The sequence below is a fragment of the Streptomyces sp. JNUCC 64 genome (assembly GCF_054484115.1).
Map to the genome: position 1 here is coordinate 1124960 of NZ_CM137015.1, position 16110 is coordinate 1141069.

The 16110-nt window shown below is 74.1% G+C and carries 15 protein-coding genes and 1 riboswitch; of the genes, 6 read left to right on the forward strand and 9 right to left on the reverse strand.

Annotation, left to right across the window (positions count from 1 at the left end):
* Positions 1-66: 66 nt before the first annotated feature.
* Positions 67-393 carry a hypothetical protein gene (locus ACVWNX_RS04410; RefSeq protein WP_454412537.1) on the reverse strand — a complete coding sequence of 109 codons (327 nt, stop codon included), beginning with the start codon at positions 391-393 and terminating at the stop codon, positions 67-69.
* Positions 394-608: 215 nt separating this feature from the next.
* Here ACVWNX_RS04410 and ACVWNX_RS04415 point away from each other — a divergent pair, with 215 nt between their 5' ends.
* Genes ACVWNX_RS04415 through ACVWNX_RS04435 form a run of 5 tightly spaced genes read left to right on the forward strand, consistent with a single transcriptional unit; the run spans position 609 to position 5941 of the window.
* Complete coding sequence (locus tag ACVWNX_RS04415; RefSeq protein ID WP_454412538.1) at positions 609-1568, forward strand: STM4015 family protein; 960 nt, start codon at positions 609-611, stop codon at positions 1566-1568.
* Between the two features lie 2 nt (positions 1569-1570).
* Positions 1571-2746 (forward strand): STM4014 family protein, encoded by a 1176-nt coding sequence (locus tag ACVWNX_RS04420; protein ID WP_454412539.1) that lies wholly within the window; start codon positions 1571-1573, stop codon positions 2744-2746.
* Between the two features lie 35 nt (positions 2747-2781).
* Positions 2782-3624: an STM4013/SEN3800 family hydrolase gene (locus ACVWNX_RS04425; RefSeq protein WP_454414629.1), complete on the forward strand. Its 843-nt coding sequence runs from the start codon at positions 2782-2784 to the stop codon at positions 3622-3624.
* The gene (locus ACVWNX_RS04430) at positions 3621-5003 is read left to right on the forward strand and encodes an STM4012 family radical SAM protein (protein WP_454412540.1); all 1383 of its coding nucleotides are present in this window, start codon (positions 3621-3623) and stop codon (positions 5001-5003) included. Before ACVWNX_RS04425 ends, ACVWNX_RS04430 begins: the two co-directional genes overlap by 4 nt.
* The gene (locus ACVWNX_RS04435; protein WP_454412541.1) at positions 5000-5941 is read left to right on the forward strand and encodes an STM4011 family radical SAM protein; all 942 of its coding nucleotides are present in this window, start codon (positions 5000-5002) and stop codon (positions 5939-5941) included. Before ACVWNX_RS04430 ends, ACVWNX_RS04435 begins: the two co-directional genes overlap by 4 nt.
* A 123-nt stretch (positions 5942-6064) precedes the next feature.
* On the opposite strand, the gene ACVWNX_RS04440 is transcribed toward ACVWNX_RS04435, so the two are convergent.
* Positions 6065-6856, reverse strand: a complete 792-nt coding sequence (locus ACVWNX_RS04440) for an SGNH/GDSL hydrolase family protein (RefSeq protein ID WP_454412542.1) — start codon at positions 6854-6856, stop codon at positions 6065-6067.
* A gap of 293 nt (positions 6857-7149) precedes the next feature.
* A complete protein-coding gene (locus ACVWNX_RS04445; protein ID WP_454412543.1) occupies positions 7150-8121 on the reverse strand; it encodes a M23 family metallopeptidase in 972 nt (323 codons plus the stop codon).
* A 2-nt stretch (positions 8122-8123) separates the two neighbouring features.
* A riboswitch (cyclic di-AMP (ydaO/yuaA leader) is annotated at positions 8124-8241 on the reverse strand.
* A gap of 503 nt (positions 8242-8744) precedes the next feature.
* On the opposite strand from ACVWNX_RS04445, the gene ACVWNX_RS04450 reads away from it, so the two are divergent.
* Positions 8745-9539, forward strand: a complete 795-nt coding sequence (locus ACVWNX_RS04450; RefSeq protein ID WP_454412544.1) for a tyrosine-protein phosphatase — start codon at positions 8745-8747, stop codon at positions 9537-9539.
* A 35-nt stretch (positions 9540-9574) separates the two neighbouring features.
* Here the strand turns inward: ACVWNX_RS04450 and ACVWNX_RS04455 are convergent, their stop codons facing one another.
* The 6 genes from ACVWNX_RS04455 to shc all read right to left on the reverse strand — a co-directional run bounded on the left by ACVWNX_RS04455 (position 9575) and on the right by shc (position 16050).
* A complete protein-coding gene (locus ACVWNX_RS04455) occupies positions 9575-9742 on the reverse strand; it encodes a DUF6126 family protein (RefSeq protein ID WP_454412545.1) in 168 nt (55 codons plus the stop codon).
* Positions 9739-10410 carry a helix-turn-helix domain-containing protein gene (locus ACVWNX_RS04460; RefSeq protein ID WP_454412546.1) on the reverse strand — a complete coding sequence of 224 codons (672 nt, stop codon included), beginning with the start codon at positions 10408-10410 and terminating at the stop codon, positions 9739-9741. The genes ACVWNX_RS04455 and ACVWNX_RS04460 overlap by 4 nt, the downstream gene beginning before the upstream one ends.
* A 97-nt stretch (positions 10411-10507) precedes the next feature.
* Entirely contained in the window at positions 10508-11893 is a 1386-nt protein-coding gene (locus ACVWNX_RS04465; RefSeq protein WP_454412547.1) for an aspartate aminotransferase family protein, read from the reverse strand.
* A gap of 7 nt (positions 11894-11900) precedes the next feature.
* Positions 11901-12926, reverse strand: a complete 1026-nt coding sequence (hpnH, locus tag ACVWNX_RS04470) for an adenosyl-hopene transferase HpnH (protein WP_454412548.1) — start codon at positions 12924-12926, stop codon at positions 11901-11903.
* A 5-nt stretch (positions 12927-12931) separates the two neighbouring features.
* Positions 12932-13657, reverse strand: a complete 726-nt coding sequence (locus ACVWNX_RS04475) for a phosphorylase family protein (protein WP_454412549.1) — start codon at positions 13655-13657, stop codon at positions 12932-12934.
* Between the two features lie 251 nt (positions 13658-13908).
* Positions 13909-16050 (reverse strand): squalene--hopene cyclase, encoded by a 2142-nt coding sequence (shc, locus tag ACVWNX_RS04480; RefSeq protein ID WP_454412550.1) that lies wholly within the window; start codon positions 16048-16050, stop codon positions 13909-13911.
* Positions 16051-16110 lie beyond the last annotated feature (60 nt).

Consider the following 16110-nt stretch of genomic DNA (forward strand, 5'->3'; position numbering starts at 1 on the left):
GCCGCCTGGCGCTCACGGGCTCGCCGCGTTCCACGCGCCCCGCGCGTTCCGCCGCGCCCGGACGCCTCAGTCCGCGACGATGCGCACCGAGCCCGGGACGTACTCCCGCTGCCGGATCACCCGGTACCAGCCCTTGGGCAGCGGGATCGCCGCGTGCTCCTCGTGTACCACCCGGCCGCCGTCCGGGAGGTGGAGCAGGAACGGGCCGAGCGGGCCGGGCTCGCGGACCAGCCGACCCGGTCCGACGACCGCGTGGGCGTGCCCGGTGACCTCGCCGAGCGCCAGGATCAACCGCCCCCGGGCGTCCCGGGGCTCACCCGGCGCGTCCTTCGCGCCGAACGGCACCGCCTCCTGCTCGACGGGCGCGACGAGCACGTCTCCCTGCCGGTACATGGCTCTCCCTCCCCGGCCGTGCCGAGCGCGGCGGCCGATGGGGACGACAGTAGGGCGGGGGTCTGACAACGGGCCCTCCCACGCCGTCCCGCACGGCCGGACGCGGTGCCGACCACCCCGTCCGCATCCGCTGTCAGTGGGACTTGGTACAACTTCAGGCACATCGGACCCGAGGTCGGCGGTCCGGTGACCGGAAACCATTCCAGGAGCAGCGCATGATCCCGTCCTCTCAGGAAACGCACTTCGGCCTCCCGGTCTTCGACTTCCCCCGGATCGGGGGGACGGTCCCGGACGCGTTCCCGGACGCCGGGTCCGTCGCCTGGCGGATCGGCGTCGAGTCCTACGACAGCGAGGAGAAGTGGGCGGAGGCGTTCGAGCGGTTCCGGGCCGCCGTGGACCTCACCCGGGTCACCGCGCTGATCGTCGGCGCGTGGGAGGAGCCGTACGACACCACCCCGCAGGGGGCGATAGACGCGCTGGTCGGGGCCCGGGACGAACTGCGGGAGCTGCGGTCGCTGTTCCTGGGCGAGATCTCGCAGGAGGAGTGCGAGATCTCCTGGATCACCCACACCTCCCTGGACCCGCTGCTGGCGGCGTTCCCCCGGCTCACGGACTTCACCGTCCGGGGGGCCAACGGCCTGGAGCTGACCCCGCTGCGGCACGAGGCACTGGTGTCGCTGCGCTTCGAGTCCGGCGGACTGCCCCGGGAGGTGGTCCGGGCGGTCGGGGCCAGCGACTTCCCCGCCCTGGAGACGCTGGACCTGTGGCTGGGCACCTCGGAGTACGGCGGTGACTGCGAGGCGGCGGACGTCGCCCCGATCCTGACGGGCGCGCGGCTGCCCGCCCTGCGCTCGCTCGCCCTGCGCAACAGCGAGGTCCAGGACGAGATCGCCGCGGCCACGGCCACCGCGCCGGTGGTGGCGCAGCTCAGCCGTCTCGACCTGTCGATGGGGGTCCTCACCGACGAGGGGGTGGCGGCGCTGCTGTCCGGACAGCCGCTCACCCATCTGGAGAGCCTGGACCTGCACCACAACTACCTCAGCGAGGAGATGCGGAAGCGGGTGCGCGAGACGCTGGAGCCCTCGGGGGTGACGGTCGACACCGACAGCGGCGACGCCGAGGAGGAGGACGACGGCGACGGCGACATCTGGCGCTACGTCGCGGTGTCGGAGTGACCGTGAGCGCCGTGCCGCCCCGTTTCGTGGTCGTCGGGAACCCGGACAACCGCCGTACCTCGTTCTTCCTGGACGCCGTCCGTTCCGCCGGGCTGCCGCCCGCGCGGGTGCTGCCGTGGTGGGACGTGCTGTGCGGCCGAACGGCGTTCCGCCCCGGTGAGACGGTCCGGCTGGACTCCCCCGGCGAGGACGACGACGTGGAACACCTGCTGCGCGGGACCGACGATCCCGCACGGGTGGAGGGCACGGCGCTCTGGTACGCGCGGTTCACCGAGGTGGTCGGGGAGGTGGCGGACGCGGCGCGGGAGGCGGGCTGCCGCCTGCTGGACGGTCCGGCGGACCTCGCGACGCTGTTCGACAAGCGGCAGTGCCACGCGGTGCTGGCGGAGGCGGGCGTGCCGGTCCCGGCCTCGCCCACCTCGGGCGACCGGGTCCCGGTGCGGGGCTGGGAGGACGTCCGGGCGCTGATGCGGGAGCACCGGATGCCCCGGGTGTTCGTGAAGCTGGCGCACGGTTCGTCCGCCTCGGGGGTGCTCGCGGTGGAGACGGCGGGGCCCGGCCGGGTGCGGGCCACCACCTCGGTGGAGGGCACCCCCGACGGGCTGTTCAACTCCCTGCGGGTGCGCCGGTACGGGACGGAACGGCGGGTCGCCGCGCTGGTGGACGCCCTCGCCCCGGACGGTCTGCACATCGAGCGGTGGCTGCCGAAGGCGTCGCTCGACGGACGGGCGACGGATCTGCGGGTGGTGGTGGTCGGCGGCCGGGCGACCCACGCGGTGGTGCGGACCAGCCGTTCCCCGATGACCAACCTGCACCTCGGCGGCGCCCGGGGGGACCTGGACCGGGTCCGGGAGGCCGTCCGGACCGCGGGCGGGAGCTGGGCGGCGGTGCTGGAGGTGGCCGAGCGGGCCGCGGCCCGCTTCCCGGACACCCTGTGCGTGGGGGTGGACCTGCTGCCCTCGGTCGGCTGGCAGCGGTTCGCCGTGGCGGAGGTCAACGCCTTCGGGGACCTGCTGCCGGGGCTGACCGGGCTGCCGGGCAGCGGCGCGGAGGGGCTGGACACCTACGCCGCGCAGGTCGCCGCCGCACTCCGGACCGCGGGGACCGCACCCGTGGTCCCGCCCGAGGGCACCCCGCCGCCGGGGCGCCCCGCCGAACCCCTGGGAAGGCCGATGTGAACACCGGTATCCGCGCGCGGGGCGGCGCCCCCGACATGAACGAGGTCGTCGGCCGCGACGATCTGCTCCTGGTCACCCTGGACACCCTGCGGTACGACGTCGCGGTCGAACTGGCGGCGGCGGGACGGCTGCCGAACCTGGCCCGTCATCTGCCGGACGGCCGCTGGGAGGAGCGGCACGCGCCGGGCAGCTTCACCTACGCCTCGCACCAGGCGATGTTCGCCGGTTTCCTGCCCACCCCGGCCGCGCCCGGCCCGCACCCCCGGCTGTTCGCGGCCCGGTTCGCGGGCAGTGAGACCACCCGGGAGGGGACCTTCGTCTACGACACCCCGGACCTGGTCTCCGGGCTGGCCGCCGCCGGGTACCGGACGGTGTGCGTCGGCGGGGTCGGCTTCTTCAACAAGCGGGGCGCGCTGGGGGACGTGCTGCCCGGGATGTTCCAGGAGAGCCACTGGGAGCCCTCGTTCGGGGTCGCCTCGCCCACCTCCTTCGAGGAACAGGTGGCGTGCGCCGAGCGGGTCGTGGCCGGACTGCCCGCCGGGCGGCGGCTGTTCCTCTTCGTCAACGTGTCGGCGCTGCACCAGCCCAACTGGTTCCATCTGCCGGGCGCCACCCGGGAGGCGGGCGACAGCAGACGGACCCACGCGGCGGCGCTGGAGTACGTCGACCGGCACATCGGACGGCTGTTCGCGGCGATGAGCCGCCGTCGCCGCTGCTTCGCGATCGTCTGCTCGGACCACGGAACGGCCTACGGCGACGACGGTTACACGGGTCATCGGATCGGCCACGACGTGGTGTGGACCGTCCCGTACGCCCACTTCTCCCTGCCCCACTCCCCGGCGCCCGGTTCCCGAACGCATTCCGAGAGGCATCCATGAGCACCACCTTCCCGATCGGGGCCCCGGCGGCGTCCGGGACCGCGTCACCACGCCCCTACCAGCACTACGTCTACGCGTATCCGCACAAGACGGCGTACCGGCCACTGCCGCAGCCGGGCCCCCGGCTCGCGGAGCTGTGGCGCGGGGAGCCCAAGGACGCGCTCTCGCTGTATCTGCACGTCCCGTTCTGCGAGGTGCGGTGCGGGTTCTGCAACCTGTTCACCCGGATCGGGGCGCCCGGCGAACTGACCCGGCGCTATCTGGACGCGCTGGAACGGCAGGCGGACGCGGTGCGCGGGGCGCTGGAGGGGGACGGGCCGGTGCGGTTCGCCACGGCCGCGTTCGGCGGCGGCACCCCCACCTTCCTGACGGCCGACGAGCTGACCCGGCTGTGCGACATCGCCGAGTCGCGGATGGGCGCCGATCTGCGCGCGGTGCCGCTGTCGGTGGAGGCGTCCCCGGCGACGGCCACCGCCGACCGGCTCGCGGTGCTGGCCGAGAGGGGGGCGACCCGGCTCAGCCTCGGGGTGCAGAGCTTCGTGCCCGAGGAGGCCAGGGCGGCGGTGCGCCCCCAGCGGCGGGAGGAGGTGGAGGCGGCCCTCGGGCGGATACGCGAGGCCGCGATACCGGTGCTGAACATCGACCTGATCTACGGCATCGCGGGCCAGACCGAGGAGTCCTGGCGCCGCTCCCTGGACGCGGCCCTCGCCTGGCACCCGGAAGAGCTGTACCTGTACCCGCTGTACGCACGGGACCTCACACCGCTCGGCGAACGCACCGACGTCATGGACAGGGCCTGGGACGAACAGCGGCTGCGGCTGTACCGGGCGGGCCGCGACCATCTGCTGGAGCGGGGGTACGAGCAGCGGTCGATGCGGATGTTCCGGCGGACGGACGCGCCCGCCGAGGGGCCGGAGGACCACGCCTGCCAGACGGACGGCATGGTCGGCCTCGGCTGCGGGGCGCGCTCGTACACCTCGGAGCTGCACTACTCCTTCGACTACGCGGTGGACGCCCGGGAGGTCCGGGCGATCATCGACGCCTACACCGCGACCGAGGACTTCGGCCGGGCGGTGCACGGGCGTCTCATGGGCGGTCCGGGCGGGGGCGACGAGGCCCGGCGGCGGCATCTGCTGCAGTCGCTGCTGCAGGCCCCGGGGATGGCGCGGGACGACTACCGGTCGCGGTTCGGCGGCGACCCGGAGGACGACTTCCCCGGCGAGCTCGCGCGGTTCGCCGCGCTGGGCTGGCTCGACGGCACGGCCCCGGCCGGGACGCTGCGGCTGTCGGCCGAGGGGCTGGCGCACTCGGACGCGCTGGGCCCCGAGCTGTTCTCGCCCGCCGTGCGGGCCGCGATGGCCGGGTACCAGGCGCGGTGAGCGGGGTGGCCGGGACGGATCTGACGGTGCTGTACCGGGGGCCGCTGTCCTCGTGCGACTACGACTGCCCCTACTGCCCGTTCGCCAAGCGCCGGGACGGCCCGGAGCTGCTGCGCGCGGACCGGGCGGCGCTGGAGCGGTTCACCGGCTGGGCCGGGTCCTATCCGGACGGACGGCTTTCGGTGCTGTTCACCCCGTGGGGCGAGGGGCTCGTCCGGTCCTGGTACCGGCGGGCGCTGGTGGAGCTGTCCCGGCACGAGCACATCGCGCGGGTGGCGATCCAGACCAATCTGAGCTGCCGCACCGGGTGGCTCGACGGGGCGGACCTCGACACGCTCGCCCTCTGGTGCACGTACCACCCGGGGCAGACCCCGTACGAGCGGTTCACCGCCAAGTGCCGCGAACTGACCGCGCGCGGGGTGCGGTTCAGCGTGGGGATCGTGGGGCTGCCGGAGCATCTGGAGCACGCCCGGCGGCTGCGCGCGGAGCTGCCGGAGCGGGTCTACCTGTGGGTGAACGCGGCCGAGGGGCACGCCTACACCGACGAGGAGGCCGACCGCTGGACGGAGCTGGACCCGCTGTTCCCGTACAGCCGCCATCCGCACCGCAGCAAGGGGCTGCCGTGCCGGACGGGCGAGTCGGTGGTGTCGGTGGACGGCGAGGGCACGGTGCGGCGCTGCCACTTCGTCCGGGCGGAGCTGGGGAACCTGTACGACGGCTCCTACCGCGCGGCGCTGGCCCCGCGCCCCTGTCCGCTGGCGCGGTGCGACTGCCACATCGGGTACGTGCACCTGGAGTCCCTGCCGCTGTACGACGTGTTCGCGGGAGGCGTCCTGGAACGGATCCCGGCGGCCTCCGGCCCGGTGCCCCTGCCGCTGTCCCCGTCCCCGTTCGCGGACCCCGCGCCCGCGCCGCCACGGGGTCCGGGAACGGGGTGACGCCCTGACGTCCGTGTCCGGTGTCCGTCCGGACGGGACGGACAGGGACGGGCGGGGGCGGGGACACGGACACGGACGGACGGGACGGCCCGGCACCGGGACGTCACCCCGTGGGAGCGCCGTTCAGAGGGGGAGCAGATCGGGACGCTTGGCCTCGACGTGGTCGCCGGACGACTCGCCCCGCAGCCGCCGTCCGATCCAGGGCACCAGGTACTCCCGGGCCCACTGGATGTCGTCGCGCCGTCCTTCGAGGGTGCCCCGCGGGGGCAGCGGGGGCCAGGGCTGGTCCGGGTCGGCGGGGACGCCGAGCCCGAGGAGCTGGGCGGCGCGCAGCGCGACCCGGGTGTGGCCCTCGGCGGAGAGGTGGAGGCGGTCGGTGTCCCAGGCCCGGCGGTCCTGCACGGTCTTCAGCGACCACAGGTCGAGGACGGGGCAGCCGTAGCGGTCCGCGACGGCCCGGACGTGGCCGTTGTAGGTGGCGATCCTGCCGCGCAGATGCCGCAGGACGGGGACGCCCCGGGTGTCGAACCCGGTGGTGACCATGACCGTGCCGACGTGGTCCGTGAGGTCGGCGACGGCGCGTTCGAAGCGTTCGGCCACGTCGTCGGGGTCGGCTCCGGGGCGGAGGATGTCGTTGCCGCCCGCGCAGAAGGACACCAGGTCGGGAGCGAGCTCCCGGACCCGGGGAAGCTGCTCCTCGACGATCTGGTCGAGGAGTCTGCCGCGGACGGCGAGGTTGGCGTAGCGGAAGGCGTGCTCGGGGAGCCGGTCGCCGAGGAGGACGGCCAGCCGGTCGGCCCAGCCCACGAACGCTCCGTCGGGACCGGGGTCGCCGACGCCTTCCGTGAAGCTGTCGCCGACTGCTGTGTAGGACCGGATGTCGTCAGGGATGAGGGAGGTCGACTCTGCTGTCACGTCGGCCCATGTTTCCAAGCCGGGCGTGACCTACGCCACCGTAATAAGGGGCAGCGGGGGGTTGACGCGACGTGAGAAAGACCATGCGGGCCTTTCCGCCGGTCCGGGAATACGGGACCGGCGGAAAGACGGGCGGCCGACGACTGACGGAGGGCCGGCGGAAGCGGCGGCCTGGAGACCGGGCCGCCGGGGAGACCCGGAGTCCGCCCCGGAAACGCGGCGCGGGGCCGTATCCGCCGATACGGCCCCGCGTACGTGGGGTGCGGCCGCCGGGCCGCAGGGGGGAGAGGGGGTCAGACGTTGACGCCCTTCGACCGCAGATAGGCCAGCGGGTCGATGTCGGAGCCGTACGCCGGGGAGGTGCGGATCTCGAAGTGCAGGTGCGGTCCGGTGCTGTTGCCGGTGGAACCGGCGAGACCGATCTGCTGCCCGCCGGTGACCGACTGGCCCGCGGCCACGCCGAGCTGCGAGAGGTGGGCGTACTGCGAGTACCGTCCGTCGGCGTGCTGGATGATCACCTGGTTGCCGTAGGCGCCCGCCCAGCCCGCCGAGACGACGGTGCCCGGGCCGACGGCCTTGAGCGGGGTACCGGCGGGGACGCTGAAGTCGACGCCGGTGTGGTAACCGCTGGACCACATGCTGCCGGAGGCCCGGTACGGGGTGCCGACCCCGGTGGCGACGGGCAGCGTGAAGCCGGACGCGGTGGCGGTCGCGGCGGGCACCGCCTGGGCCGTGACGGGCACGGCCTTGGGGGCGGCGGGGGCGGCGGCCCGGGGCTGCTCGGCCTTGGGCGCGGCGGCCGTCTTCGGAGCGGTGGCCGTCTTCGGAGCGGCCGGGGCGGGGGCCTCGGCGGCCTTGGGGGCGGCGGCGGGGGTGGCCGCGCGGGCGCCGACGGTGAGCTTCAGACCGGGCCGGATGAGGTTCGGGTCGACGCCGACGGCGTTCCGGTTGTCCTCGTACAGACGCTGCCAGCCGCCGCGCACGTCCTGCTCGTCGGCGATCTTCGAGAGGTGGTCGCCCACCTTGACCGAGTAGGTGCGGACCTCGGCGGCCCGGGCGGTGGACCGCTCCGGGGCGGCCGGGGCCACCGTGGCGACGGAGGCGGCGGGGCTGAGTCCGGGGGCGGCCTGGGGGGTGGCGGCCTGCGCGGTCTGGGCGCCGATGAGCGGCAGGGCGAGGGCCGCCGCGCCACCGGTTCCGGTGATGGCGACCCGTCGGACGAGCCGGGTGGACTTGGGGCGGCGGTGCTTTCCCGTCGCGGGCATGGTGCGTTCCTCTCCGGCGCCTGCGAGGTGAGCTGTCGGGTTCGGGCTGGAGATGCCCGGCCGCGCTCGCGCGGCTTCACCCCGAGCCGCTCCGGTGGCCGGAGTCGGCGTACTGCGTGTGGGTTCCCCGCTCCTGCCGGTGTCCGGTGGGGACGTCGGATACCGGACGGCGGCAGGACTAGGCGTCCGCCCGGAGTGAGCGTGACGCTAGGCGAGCGCCGACGGCCCAGACAACCGGACGGCGTCCCGGGCCCGGTGTTCCTTGATCCCGGCCGGGGGTTCGCGGTGACCCTCCGTCGATGGCGGAGCGGTTCCCCGGCCTCAAGTGCCGGGCTCCGGCGGGAAGGCGGCGGAGCGGTGATCGCCACCCACGGTGACCACTATGATCCCGGTCACCACCTTCGTCACCAGCTGTCCTCATTCCGGAGCCAGTTGGGCCACACTCCCCCCAACCACTCCATTCATTTACATCACGCCTCTATCAGACATAACGCCCACGTCGGGGCGACCCAGGGGATGAACGGAACAGACGTACGAGAAGTGATCCTTTCGGGGGACCGTGTCGTATATCGTCGACAGCGCCCGCCGTCGAACGGCGTCGGCGGGGCCTGGGAGGAGCCCCCGTGACGCAGCAGATCCCGTCCACCGAGCCCGAGCTGACCGGAGTGCGCAACTTCCGGGACCTCGGCGGGCTGCCGACCACGGACGGCGGACGGATCCGGCACGGGGTGCTGTTCCGCAGCGGCCACCTCGCCCACGCCACCGAGGCCGACAGCCGTTTCCTCACCTCATTGGGGCTGCACACGGTCTTCGACTTCCGCAACGACGCCGACCGCGGTCTGGACGGCCATGACGTGGAGCTGCCCGGCGTCCGCAATCTGCACCTGCCGCTGAGCGACCCGGCCGACGGCGCCGCCTTCTGGAGGATGGTGCGCCGGGGCGACCTGGCCGAGCTGCGCGAGGTACTGGCGCGGGGCCGGGCGGCCGAGCGGATGGCGGGCGCGTACCGGGTGATGATCGAAGAGCGGACCGCCGAGCACGCGCTGGTGCTGCGGACGGTCGCCGAGGACGGGGTGCCGGTGCTGATGCACTGCGCCGCGGGCAAGGACCGGGCGGGCCTGGCCGTCGCGGTGACCCTGCTCGCCCTCGGGGTGGGACGGGACGCCGTCGAGGCGGACTACCTGGAGTCGAACGCCGCCCACCGGCGCTACCGGGTGCGGCGCGACGCGGACGCGGACGGGCCCACGCACGAGGTGATGGAGCTGCTGAGCCCGCTGTTCGAAGCGCGGGCGGAGTACCTGGCGGCGGCCTTCGACACCGTCGACCGGCGGTGGGGCGGCACCGAGGAGTACCTCCGCGAGGCCCTCGGGGTCACCCCCGCGCTGCGCGACCGCCTCCGGTCACGGCTGCTGGACTGAGCCGCCGGGCACCGGGCCCGCCGGTCCGGGGTCCGTCACTTGGCCCCGACCTCGAAGAGCAGCCAGATGAAGGCGGCGACGACATGGCCGACCGCCACGTAGATGACCAGCCGGATCCAGATGCTCGGCGGCATCTTGTCCTCCAGCTGCGGCTGGCGGCGCACGGGGGTCTGCGGTTCGGTGGGCCGGACGGGCTCGGTCATCGGGGGTCTCCCAGGGTGTGGCCGGCGGCCGGGCCGAGGCACAGCGCGGCGGACGGGCTCTGCAACAGGGTGTGCACGAACAGCAGGTCGGTGCCGTCCTCGTCGGCGGCGACGATGCGGTGCGGGGTCAGCGAGTCGAAGTGCGCGCTGTCGCCGGGCGCCAGCACATGGGTGCTGTCCCCGAGCTTCAGCCGCAGCCGCCCGGACAGGACGTACAGCCACTCCTCGCCGGGGTGCACCCGGACGATGTCCCCCTGGGAGCCGTAGGGCACCCGGACCCGCAGGGCCTGCATGCCCCGGCCGGGGGCCCCGGCCTGCCAGTAGGTCCAGCCGCCCGCGAGGGTGGGCTCCATGGTCCCGGCCTGGACGATCGCCTCGCGGTCCGCGACCGTCTCGCCGAGCAGCTCGGAGACGGTGGTGCCGTAGACCCGGGCCAGCGCCAGCAGCATCGGCAGCGAGGGCTGGCGGCGGCCGGTCTCCAGCCGGGACAGATGCGCCGGGGAGAGCCCGGCGGAGGCGGCGGCGGTCTCCAGGGTCAGCCCGGCTCCCCGGCGGCGCTCCCGCAGCCGGGGGGCCACCACGGGCAGCTCACCGGCCGGACCGTCGGCGGCCGGAGCGCCGACGGCGGGGGCGGGCTCCTCGCGGGGAGGGGGCTCGGAGGGGTTCATACCGTCGATTGAGCCAGAGAAATACCTCCTGGGCAAATCTCTTGCCCAGGAGGTAAAAAATCGTGCCCGCCGGGGCGGCGGGACCGCGAGGAGGGGGTCAGCGCTGGCCGACCGCCTGTCTCACCAGTGTCCTCCCGAAGTCCCACATCAGGCCACTCCCGCTGTGCGCCTCGTCCATCACGGCGGTGAAGGCGGTGACGAAGCGGTCCACGTCCGCCTCGTCCAGGACCAGCGGCGGGATCAGTTTGATCACTTCCATCCGGTCGCCGGAGACCTGGGTGAGGATGTGGTGCCGCTGGAGCAGCGGGGCCACCACCAGTTGCGCGAAGAGTCCCTTCCGGGCGCTCTGCAGCACGGTCCAGCGACCGCGCAGCCCCAGCGACCGGGGGCGGCCGAACTCGATCCCGATCATCAGCCCCCGCCCGCGCACCTCGCTCAGCAGCTCGTAGCGGTCCACCAGGGCCGCCAGCCTCGACCGGAGCAGATCACCGACGGCCCGGGCCCGCTCCACCAGCCGCTCCGACTCCAGCACCGACAGCACCGCGAGCCCCGCCGCCATGGCCTGTGCGTTCCCCCCGAAGCTCGCCGAGTGGACCAGCACCCGGTCCATGGACGAGTACACCTTCCGGAAGATCCAGTCCCGGCCCAGGGTCGCCCCCACCGGTACGTACCCCCCGGACAGCGCCTTCGCCACGCAGACCAGGTCCGGCTCCACCCCCTCCTCGTGCTGGTAGGCGTAGAAGTCCCCGGTCCGTCCGAGCCCGGTCTGCACCTCGTCGGCGATCAGCAGCGCGCCACGGGCCCGCAGCAGTTCCTGGGCGGCCCGCAGATAGCCGGGCGGGGCCTCGTGCACGCCCTTGCCCTGGATCGGTTCCACGATGAGCGCGGCCACGTCCCCGCGCGCCAGCTCCCGGGCGAGCGCGTCGAGGTCCCCGAGCGGGACGGCCGTGTCCGGCAGCAGCGGGGCGAAGCCCTCGCGGAACCCGGACTCGCCGTTGACGGAGAGCGATCCGGTGGTGAGTCCGTGGAAGGCGTGCGCGCAGTACAGCACCCGGGGCCGTCCGGTGGCGCGGCGGGCGAACTTCAGCGCGGTCTCCACCGCCTCCGTCCCGCTGTTGCCGAAGAACACCCGGTCCAGATGGGGGCTGTGGGTCAGCAACCGTTCGGCGAGCAGACCCGGCAGCGGCGGGCAGTCGAACCGGGTGAGGTCCGCGAGCGAGGCGTCGAGCACGTCGTGCAGCGCGCGGCGGACCACGGGGTGGTGGCGGCCGAGCCCCATCACCCCGAACCCGGCGAGCATGTCGAGGTGGTCGTTGCCCTCCGCGTCCCAGAAGTGCGCGCCCTCGGCCCGTTCGTACACCTTGTCGAAGCCGATGGTGCGCAGCATCCGGGGCAGTTGGGGGTTGAGGTGACGGGCGTGCAGCGCGTACCCCTCGCCCCCGCGTTCGGCGAGCAGCGCCCCGAGGTCGAAGCCCTCGCTCACGGGCCGCTCACCCCCGGCCGCCGGAGGAGGCGGTGTCGCGGGCGGCCCGCAGGCTCTCCCGGAGCGAGCCCATGGTGGCGAGCACGGCGGTGGGCTCGTACCCGCAGTGGGCCATGCAGTTGGCGCAGCGCGGGTCCTTGCCCCGGCCGTAGGCGTCCCAGTCGGTCTTCTCCACCAGGTCGCGGTAGGTGGGGACGTAGCCGTCGCTCATCAGGTAGCACGGCTTCTGCCAGCCGAACAGCGAGTAGTTGGGGATCGCCCAGGCGGTGCACGGGAAGTCGACCCGGCCCTCCAGGAAGTCGAGGAAGAGGGGCGAGTGGTTGAGCCGCCAGCGCCGCCGGTTGCCGTTGGCGAACGCCTTGCGGAACAGCTCACGGGTCTGTTCGACGCCGAGGAAGTGCTCCTGGTCCGGCGCCTTCTCGTAGGCGTAGGCGGGGGAGATCATCATCTCGTCCACCTGGAGGTCGTCGTTGAGGAAGTCGAGGACCTCGATGACGGTCTGCGGGGTGTCCGTGTTGAAGAAGGTGGAGTTGGTGGTGACCCGGAAGCCGCGTTCCTTGGCCTCCTTGATCGCCGCCACGGCCTCGTCGAAGACGCCCTCCTTGGCGACCGACTCGTCGTGGCGTTCCCGCAGCCCGTCGATGTGCACGGCGAAGGCGAAGTACCGCGAGGGGGTGAACCGCTCCATCTTCTTGCGCATCAGCAGGGCGTTGGTGCAGAGGAAGACGTACTTCTTCCTGGCCACCAACTGGCGCACGATCTCGTCGATGTGGGGGTGCATCAGGGGTTCGCCGCCCGCGATGGACACCATGGGGGCGCCGGACTCCAGGACCGCGCCGACGGCCTGCGCGACGGGCATCCGCTGTTTGAGCACCCCCGCCGGATGCTGGATCTTTCCGCAGCCCTCGCACTTGAGGTTGCACGCGAAGAGCGGTTCCAGCTCCACGATCAGCGGGAACTTCTCCCGTTTGCGGAGCTTCTGTTCGAAGAGATAGGTCGCGACCTTGAGGGACTGGCGGAGCGGCATGGCCATTCGGCTCACCTCCGGGGGAGCGTCACAATGCGGTGCCATTCACGGAAGACGGGAAGGACGGCGCGGAGAACACGGAAAGCCGATATTCCACCGCGCAGCGTGCCGATGCGGAGGAGTTCGTGGTCCGGGGCGTCCACGACCACCCGGACGGCGGCAACCGGGCGGGCGCTCCCGGCGCCGCCGCCCACGGCGGTGCGCAGGGTCACCGCGGACTCCATGTCCACGGCGACGGCGCCCGTGGCCCGCAGGGCGGCCCGTTCGGCGCCCCGGACCACGTGGTCGGAGCCGGTCAGCGGGCCGGTGTGCACGGTCCGGCCGGGCAGCGCCCGGGTCAGCGCCTCCGCCAGGGACGCGGTGCCCGCGCAGCGGACGCCGCCGAGGGCGTCCCGGGTCTCCTCCGCCACCACCAGGTCGCCGGGGCGCATGCCCGGGACGAGCCCCGCGCAGAAGCCGGTGGCGAGGACCGCCGCGTCCCTCAGCTCCGGGCGGGCCAGCGCCCGGCCGACCGCCCGGGCCGCCGCGCGCGGCCCCATCCCGGTGCGCAGCACCGTGGGACGCGGGGACTCCGGGGAGGACGTGGGCACGGGGGGACGGTCGGCGAGCCGCAGGGCGAGGCGCTCCACCCCGAGGGCACAGACCACCAGCAGGGCGCCCCGTTCCCCGGCGGGGACCGGGGCGCCGGGAAACGGACCCGGGGGAAGCGGGCCGCTGGGGAACGGGTCGGCGGCCACCGGACCGGAAGGCGCCGGACCACCGGCCACCGGACCGGCGGGGAACGGACCGGCGGGGAACGGGCCGCCAGGGAACGGAGTCCCGGGGAGCGGACCGGAGGGAGGCGGGCCGCCGGAGAACGGGTCGGCGGCCACCGGACCGGAAGACACCGGACCACCGGCCACCGGATCGGAAGGCACCGGACCAGCGACTGCCGGATCGGTCGGCACCGGATCGGGAGGGTCGGCCGGGTCGGCCGGGGAGTCCCGCATCAGCCCCCCTTGCCGGTCCGCTCGGCGATCCGTCCGGCCGCCGCGGCGACCAGTGACCGGGCGGCCCGCACCACGATCGGCCGGACGGGGCGCCCGGACCGCTTCGTCGCCCCCAGCACCACCTTCCCCGTCGCCGTCGTGGGATCGGCGGCGGCCCGGGCGCGGTCCGCGAAGGGCTCCCCGTGCAGATACCGTCCCAGCGCGGTCAGCGGGAACACCTGCCGGTACAGGTGGTAGTTGATGGAGAAGTCCCAGGGGAAACCGGTGCCGGTGAAGTAGGGCTCGTCCCAGGAGCCGTCCTCGCGCTGGGTCTCCACCAGCCAGGCGACGCCCCGGGCCACCGCCCCGCCGTCCCGCTCCCCCGCCGCCAGCAGCGCCATCAGCGCCCACGCCGTCTGCGAGGCGGTGGAGGTGCCGCGACCGCCCCAGCCGGGCGCGTCGCGGTAGGAGCGCAGGTCCTCGCCCCAGCCGCCGTCCTCGTTCTGCACCGACTCCAGCCAGGCCACGGCCCGGCGGATCGCCGGGTGCGAGCACGGCAGCCCGGCCGCGACCAGGGCGGGCACCACCGACCCCGTCCCGTACACGTAGTTGACGCCCCAGCGGCCGAACCAGGCGCCGCCCGACTCCTGGGCCGCGAGCAGCCAGGCGATCCCCCGGCGGGTGCCCGGGTCGGCGGCGCGGCCCTCGACGGCCAGTATCTCCACGACGTGGGCGGTGACGTCGGCCGACGGGGGGTCGATGACCTTGCCGAAGTCGCAGAACGGGAGCCGGTTGGGGAACGGGCTGGTGTTGTCGACGTCGAACGCGCCCCATCCGCCGTCCCTGGACTGCATCCCGAGGTTCCACGCCACGCCCCGGGCGACGGCCCCGTCCAGCCGTCCGGGGTCGGGGTGCGCCACCCGGCGCAGGGCCAGGACGACCTCGGCGGTGTCGTCGATGTCGGGGTAGGTGTCGTTGTGGAACTCGAACGCCCAGCCGCCGGGGGCGAGTCCGGGGCGGCGCACCGACCAGTCGCCGGGCCGGTCGATCTCCTCGCCGAGCATCCACTCGGCGGCCAGCACCAGTTGGGGGTGGTCGGCGGGGACGCCCGCGTCGGCCAGCGCGATGGTCGCCAGACAGGTGTCCCACACCGGGGACTGGCACGCCTCGACCATCCGGGAGCCGTCCGGCCGCCAGACGGTGAAGCGGTCGAGGGAGTCGAGTCCGGCCCGCAGCACGGGGTGTTCGAGGTCGTAGCCGAGCAGGTGCAGGGCGATCACGGAGTAGACGGCGGGCGGCTGGATGCCGCCCCAGCAGCCGTCCCGCTCCTGGCGTTCGATGATCCAGCGGGCTGCGGAGCGCATGGCCGCCGCCCGCAGCGGGCGGGGCGCCAGCCGGTGGTAGACCCGCAGCGCCTTGTCGATCCGCTGGAAGACCCCGTCCCAGGAGGCCACCGGCGCGAGCGGACGCGGCGGACAGGGGCGCTCGGGGTCGGTGTGCAGTTCGTCGAGGGGGAACGGCGCGGGCCGTACCGGGCGCAGCGCCGAGACCACGGAGAGCGGGACGATCGTCTGACGGGCCCAGCAGCCGAAGTCGTAGATGTTGAGGGGGAACCACCGGGGGACGTAGACGATCTCCGGGGGCACCTCGGGCAGGTCCTCCCACCGCCACCAGCCGAACAGGGCCAGCCAGATGCGGGTGAAGACGCGGGCGGCGGCGATCCCGCCCCGGGCCCTGATCCACTCGGCGGCGCGGGCCATGTGCGGGGCGTCGGGGGCGTCCCCGGCGAGCCGCAGGGCGACGTACGCCTCGACGGTGGCGGAGAGGTCGCCGGGCCCCCGGTGGAAGGTGGCCCAGGTGCCGTCCTCGCGCTGCTCGCCCCGGACGAACAGGGCGGCGGCCCGGGTGGTGGCCTCGTCGCGGATGCCGAGGAACTCCCGGAGCAGCAGGTCCTCGGCGTCCATGGTGACGTTCGTCTCCAGGTCGCCCTTCCACCAGCCCTGGGGGGACTGGAGGGAGAGCAGGAGGTCGGTCGCGCGCCGGGTCGCGCGCCGGGTCTCCTCGGGATCGGGCGCCCGGGGCGTCCCGTCGGAGTGCTCTTCGGTGGCCGAGGCCGCGCGGGGCGGTACCGCCCCGGTGCTTCCGTCGGTCGTCGCTGTCATGGCTTCCCCTTCGACGCAGTGTGGTTCCTCTGCTGGGTCCGCCGTCGGCCGGCGCCCGGG

What these genes read in the sequence shown, in the direction of transcription:
- shc (WP_454412550.1), bottom strand. Translation starts at nt 16,050, where the DNA reads ATGACAGCGACGACCGACGGAAGCACCGGGGCGGTACCGCCCCGCGCG.
- ACVWNX_RS04410 (WP_454412537.1), bottom strand. Translation starts at nt 393, where the DNA reads ATGTACCGGCAGGGAGACGTGCTCGTCGCGCCCGTCGAGCAGGAGGCG.
- ACVWNX_RS04425 (WP_454414629.1), top strand. Translation starts at nt 2,782, where the DNA reads ATGAACGAGGTCGTCGGCCGCGACGATCTGCTCCTGGTCACCCTGGAC.
- ACVWNX_RS04445 (WP_454412543.1), bottom strand. Translation starts at nt 8,121, where the DNA reads ATGCCCGCGACGGGAAAGCACCGCCGCCCCAAGTCCACCCGGCTCGTC.
- ACVWNX_RS04430 (WP_454412540.1), top strand. Translation starts at nt 3,621, where the DNA reads ATGAGCACCACCTTCCCGATCGGGGCCCCGGCGGCGTCCGGGACCGCG.
- ACVWNX_RS04460 (WP_454412546.1), bottom strand. Translation starts at nt 10,410, where the DNA reads ATGAACCCCTCCGAGCCCCCTCCCCGCGAGGAGCCCGCCCCCGCCGTC.
- ACVWNX_RS04455 (WP_454412545.1), bottom strand. Translation starts at nt 9,742, where the DNA reads ATGACCGAGCCCGTCCGGCCCACCGAACCGCAGACCCCCGTGCGCCGC.
- hpnH (WP_454412548.1), bottom strand. Translation starts at nt 12,926, where the DNA reads ATGGCCATGCCGCTCCGCCAGTCCCTCAAGGTCGCGACCTATCTCTTC.
- ACVWNX_RS04415 (WP_454412538.1), top strand. Translation starts at nt 609, where the DNA reads ATGATCCCGTCCTCTCAGGAAACGCACTTCGGCCTCCCGGTCTTCGAC.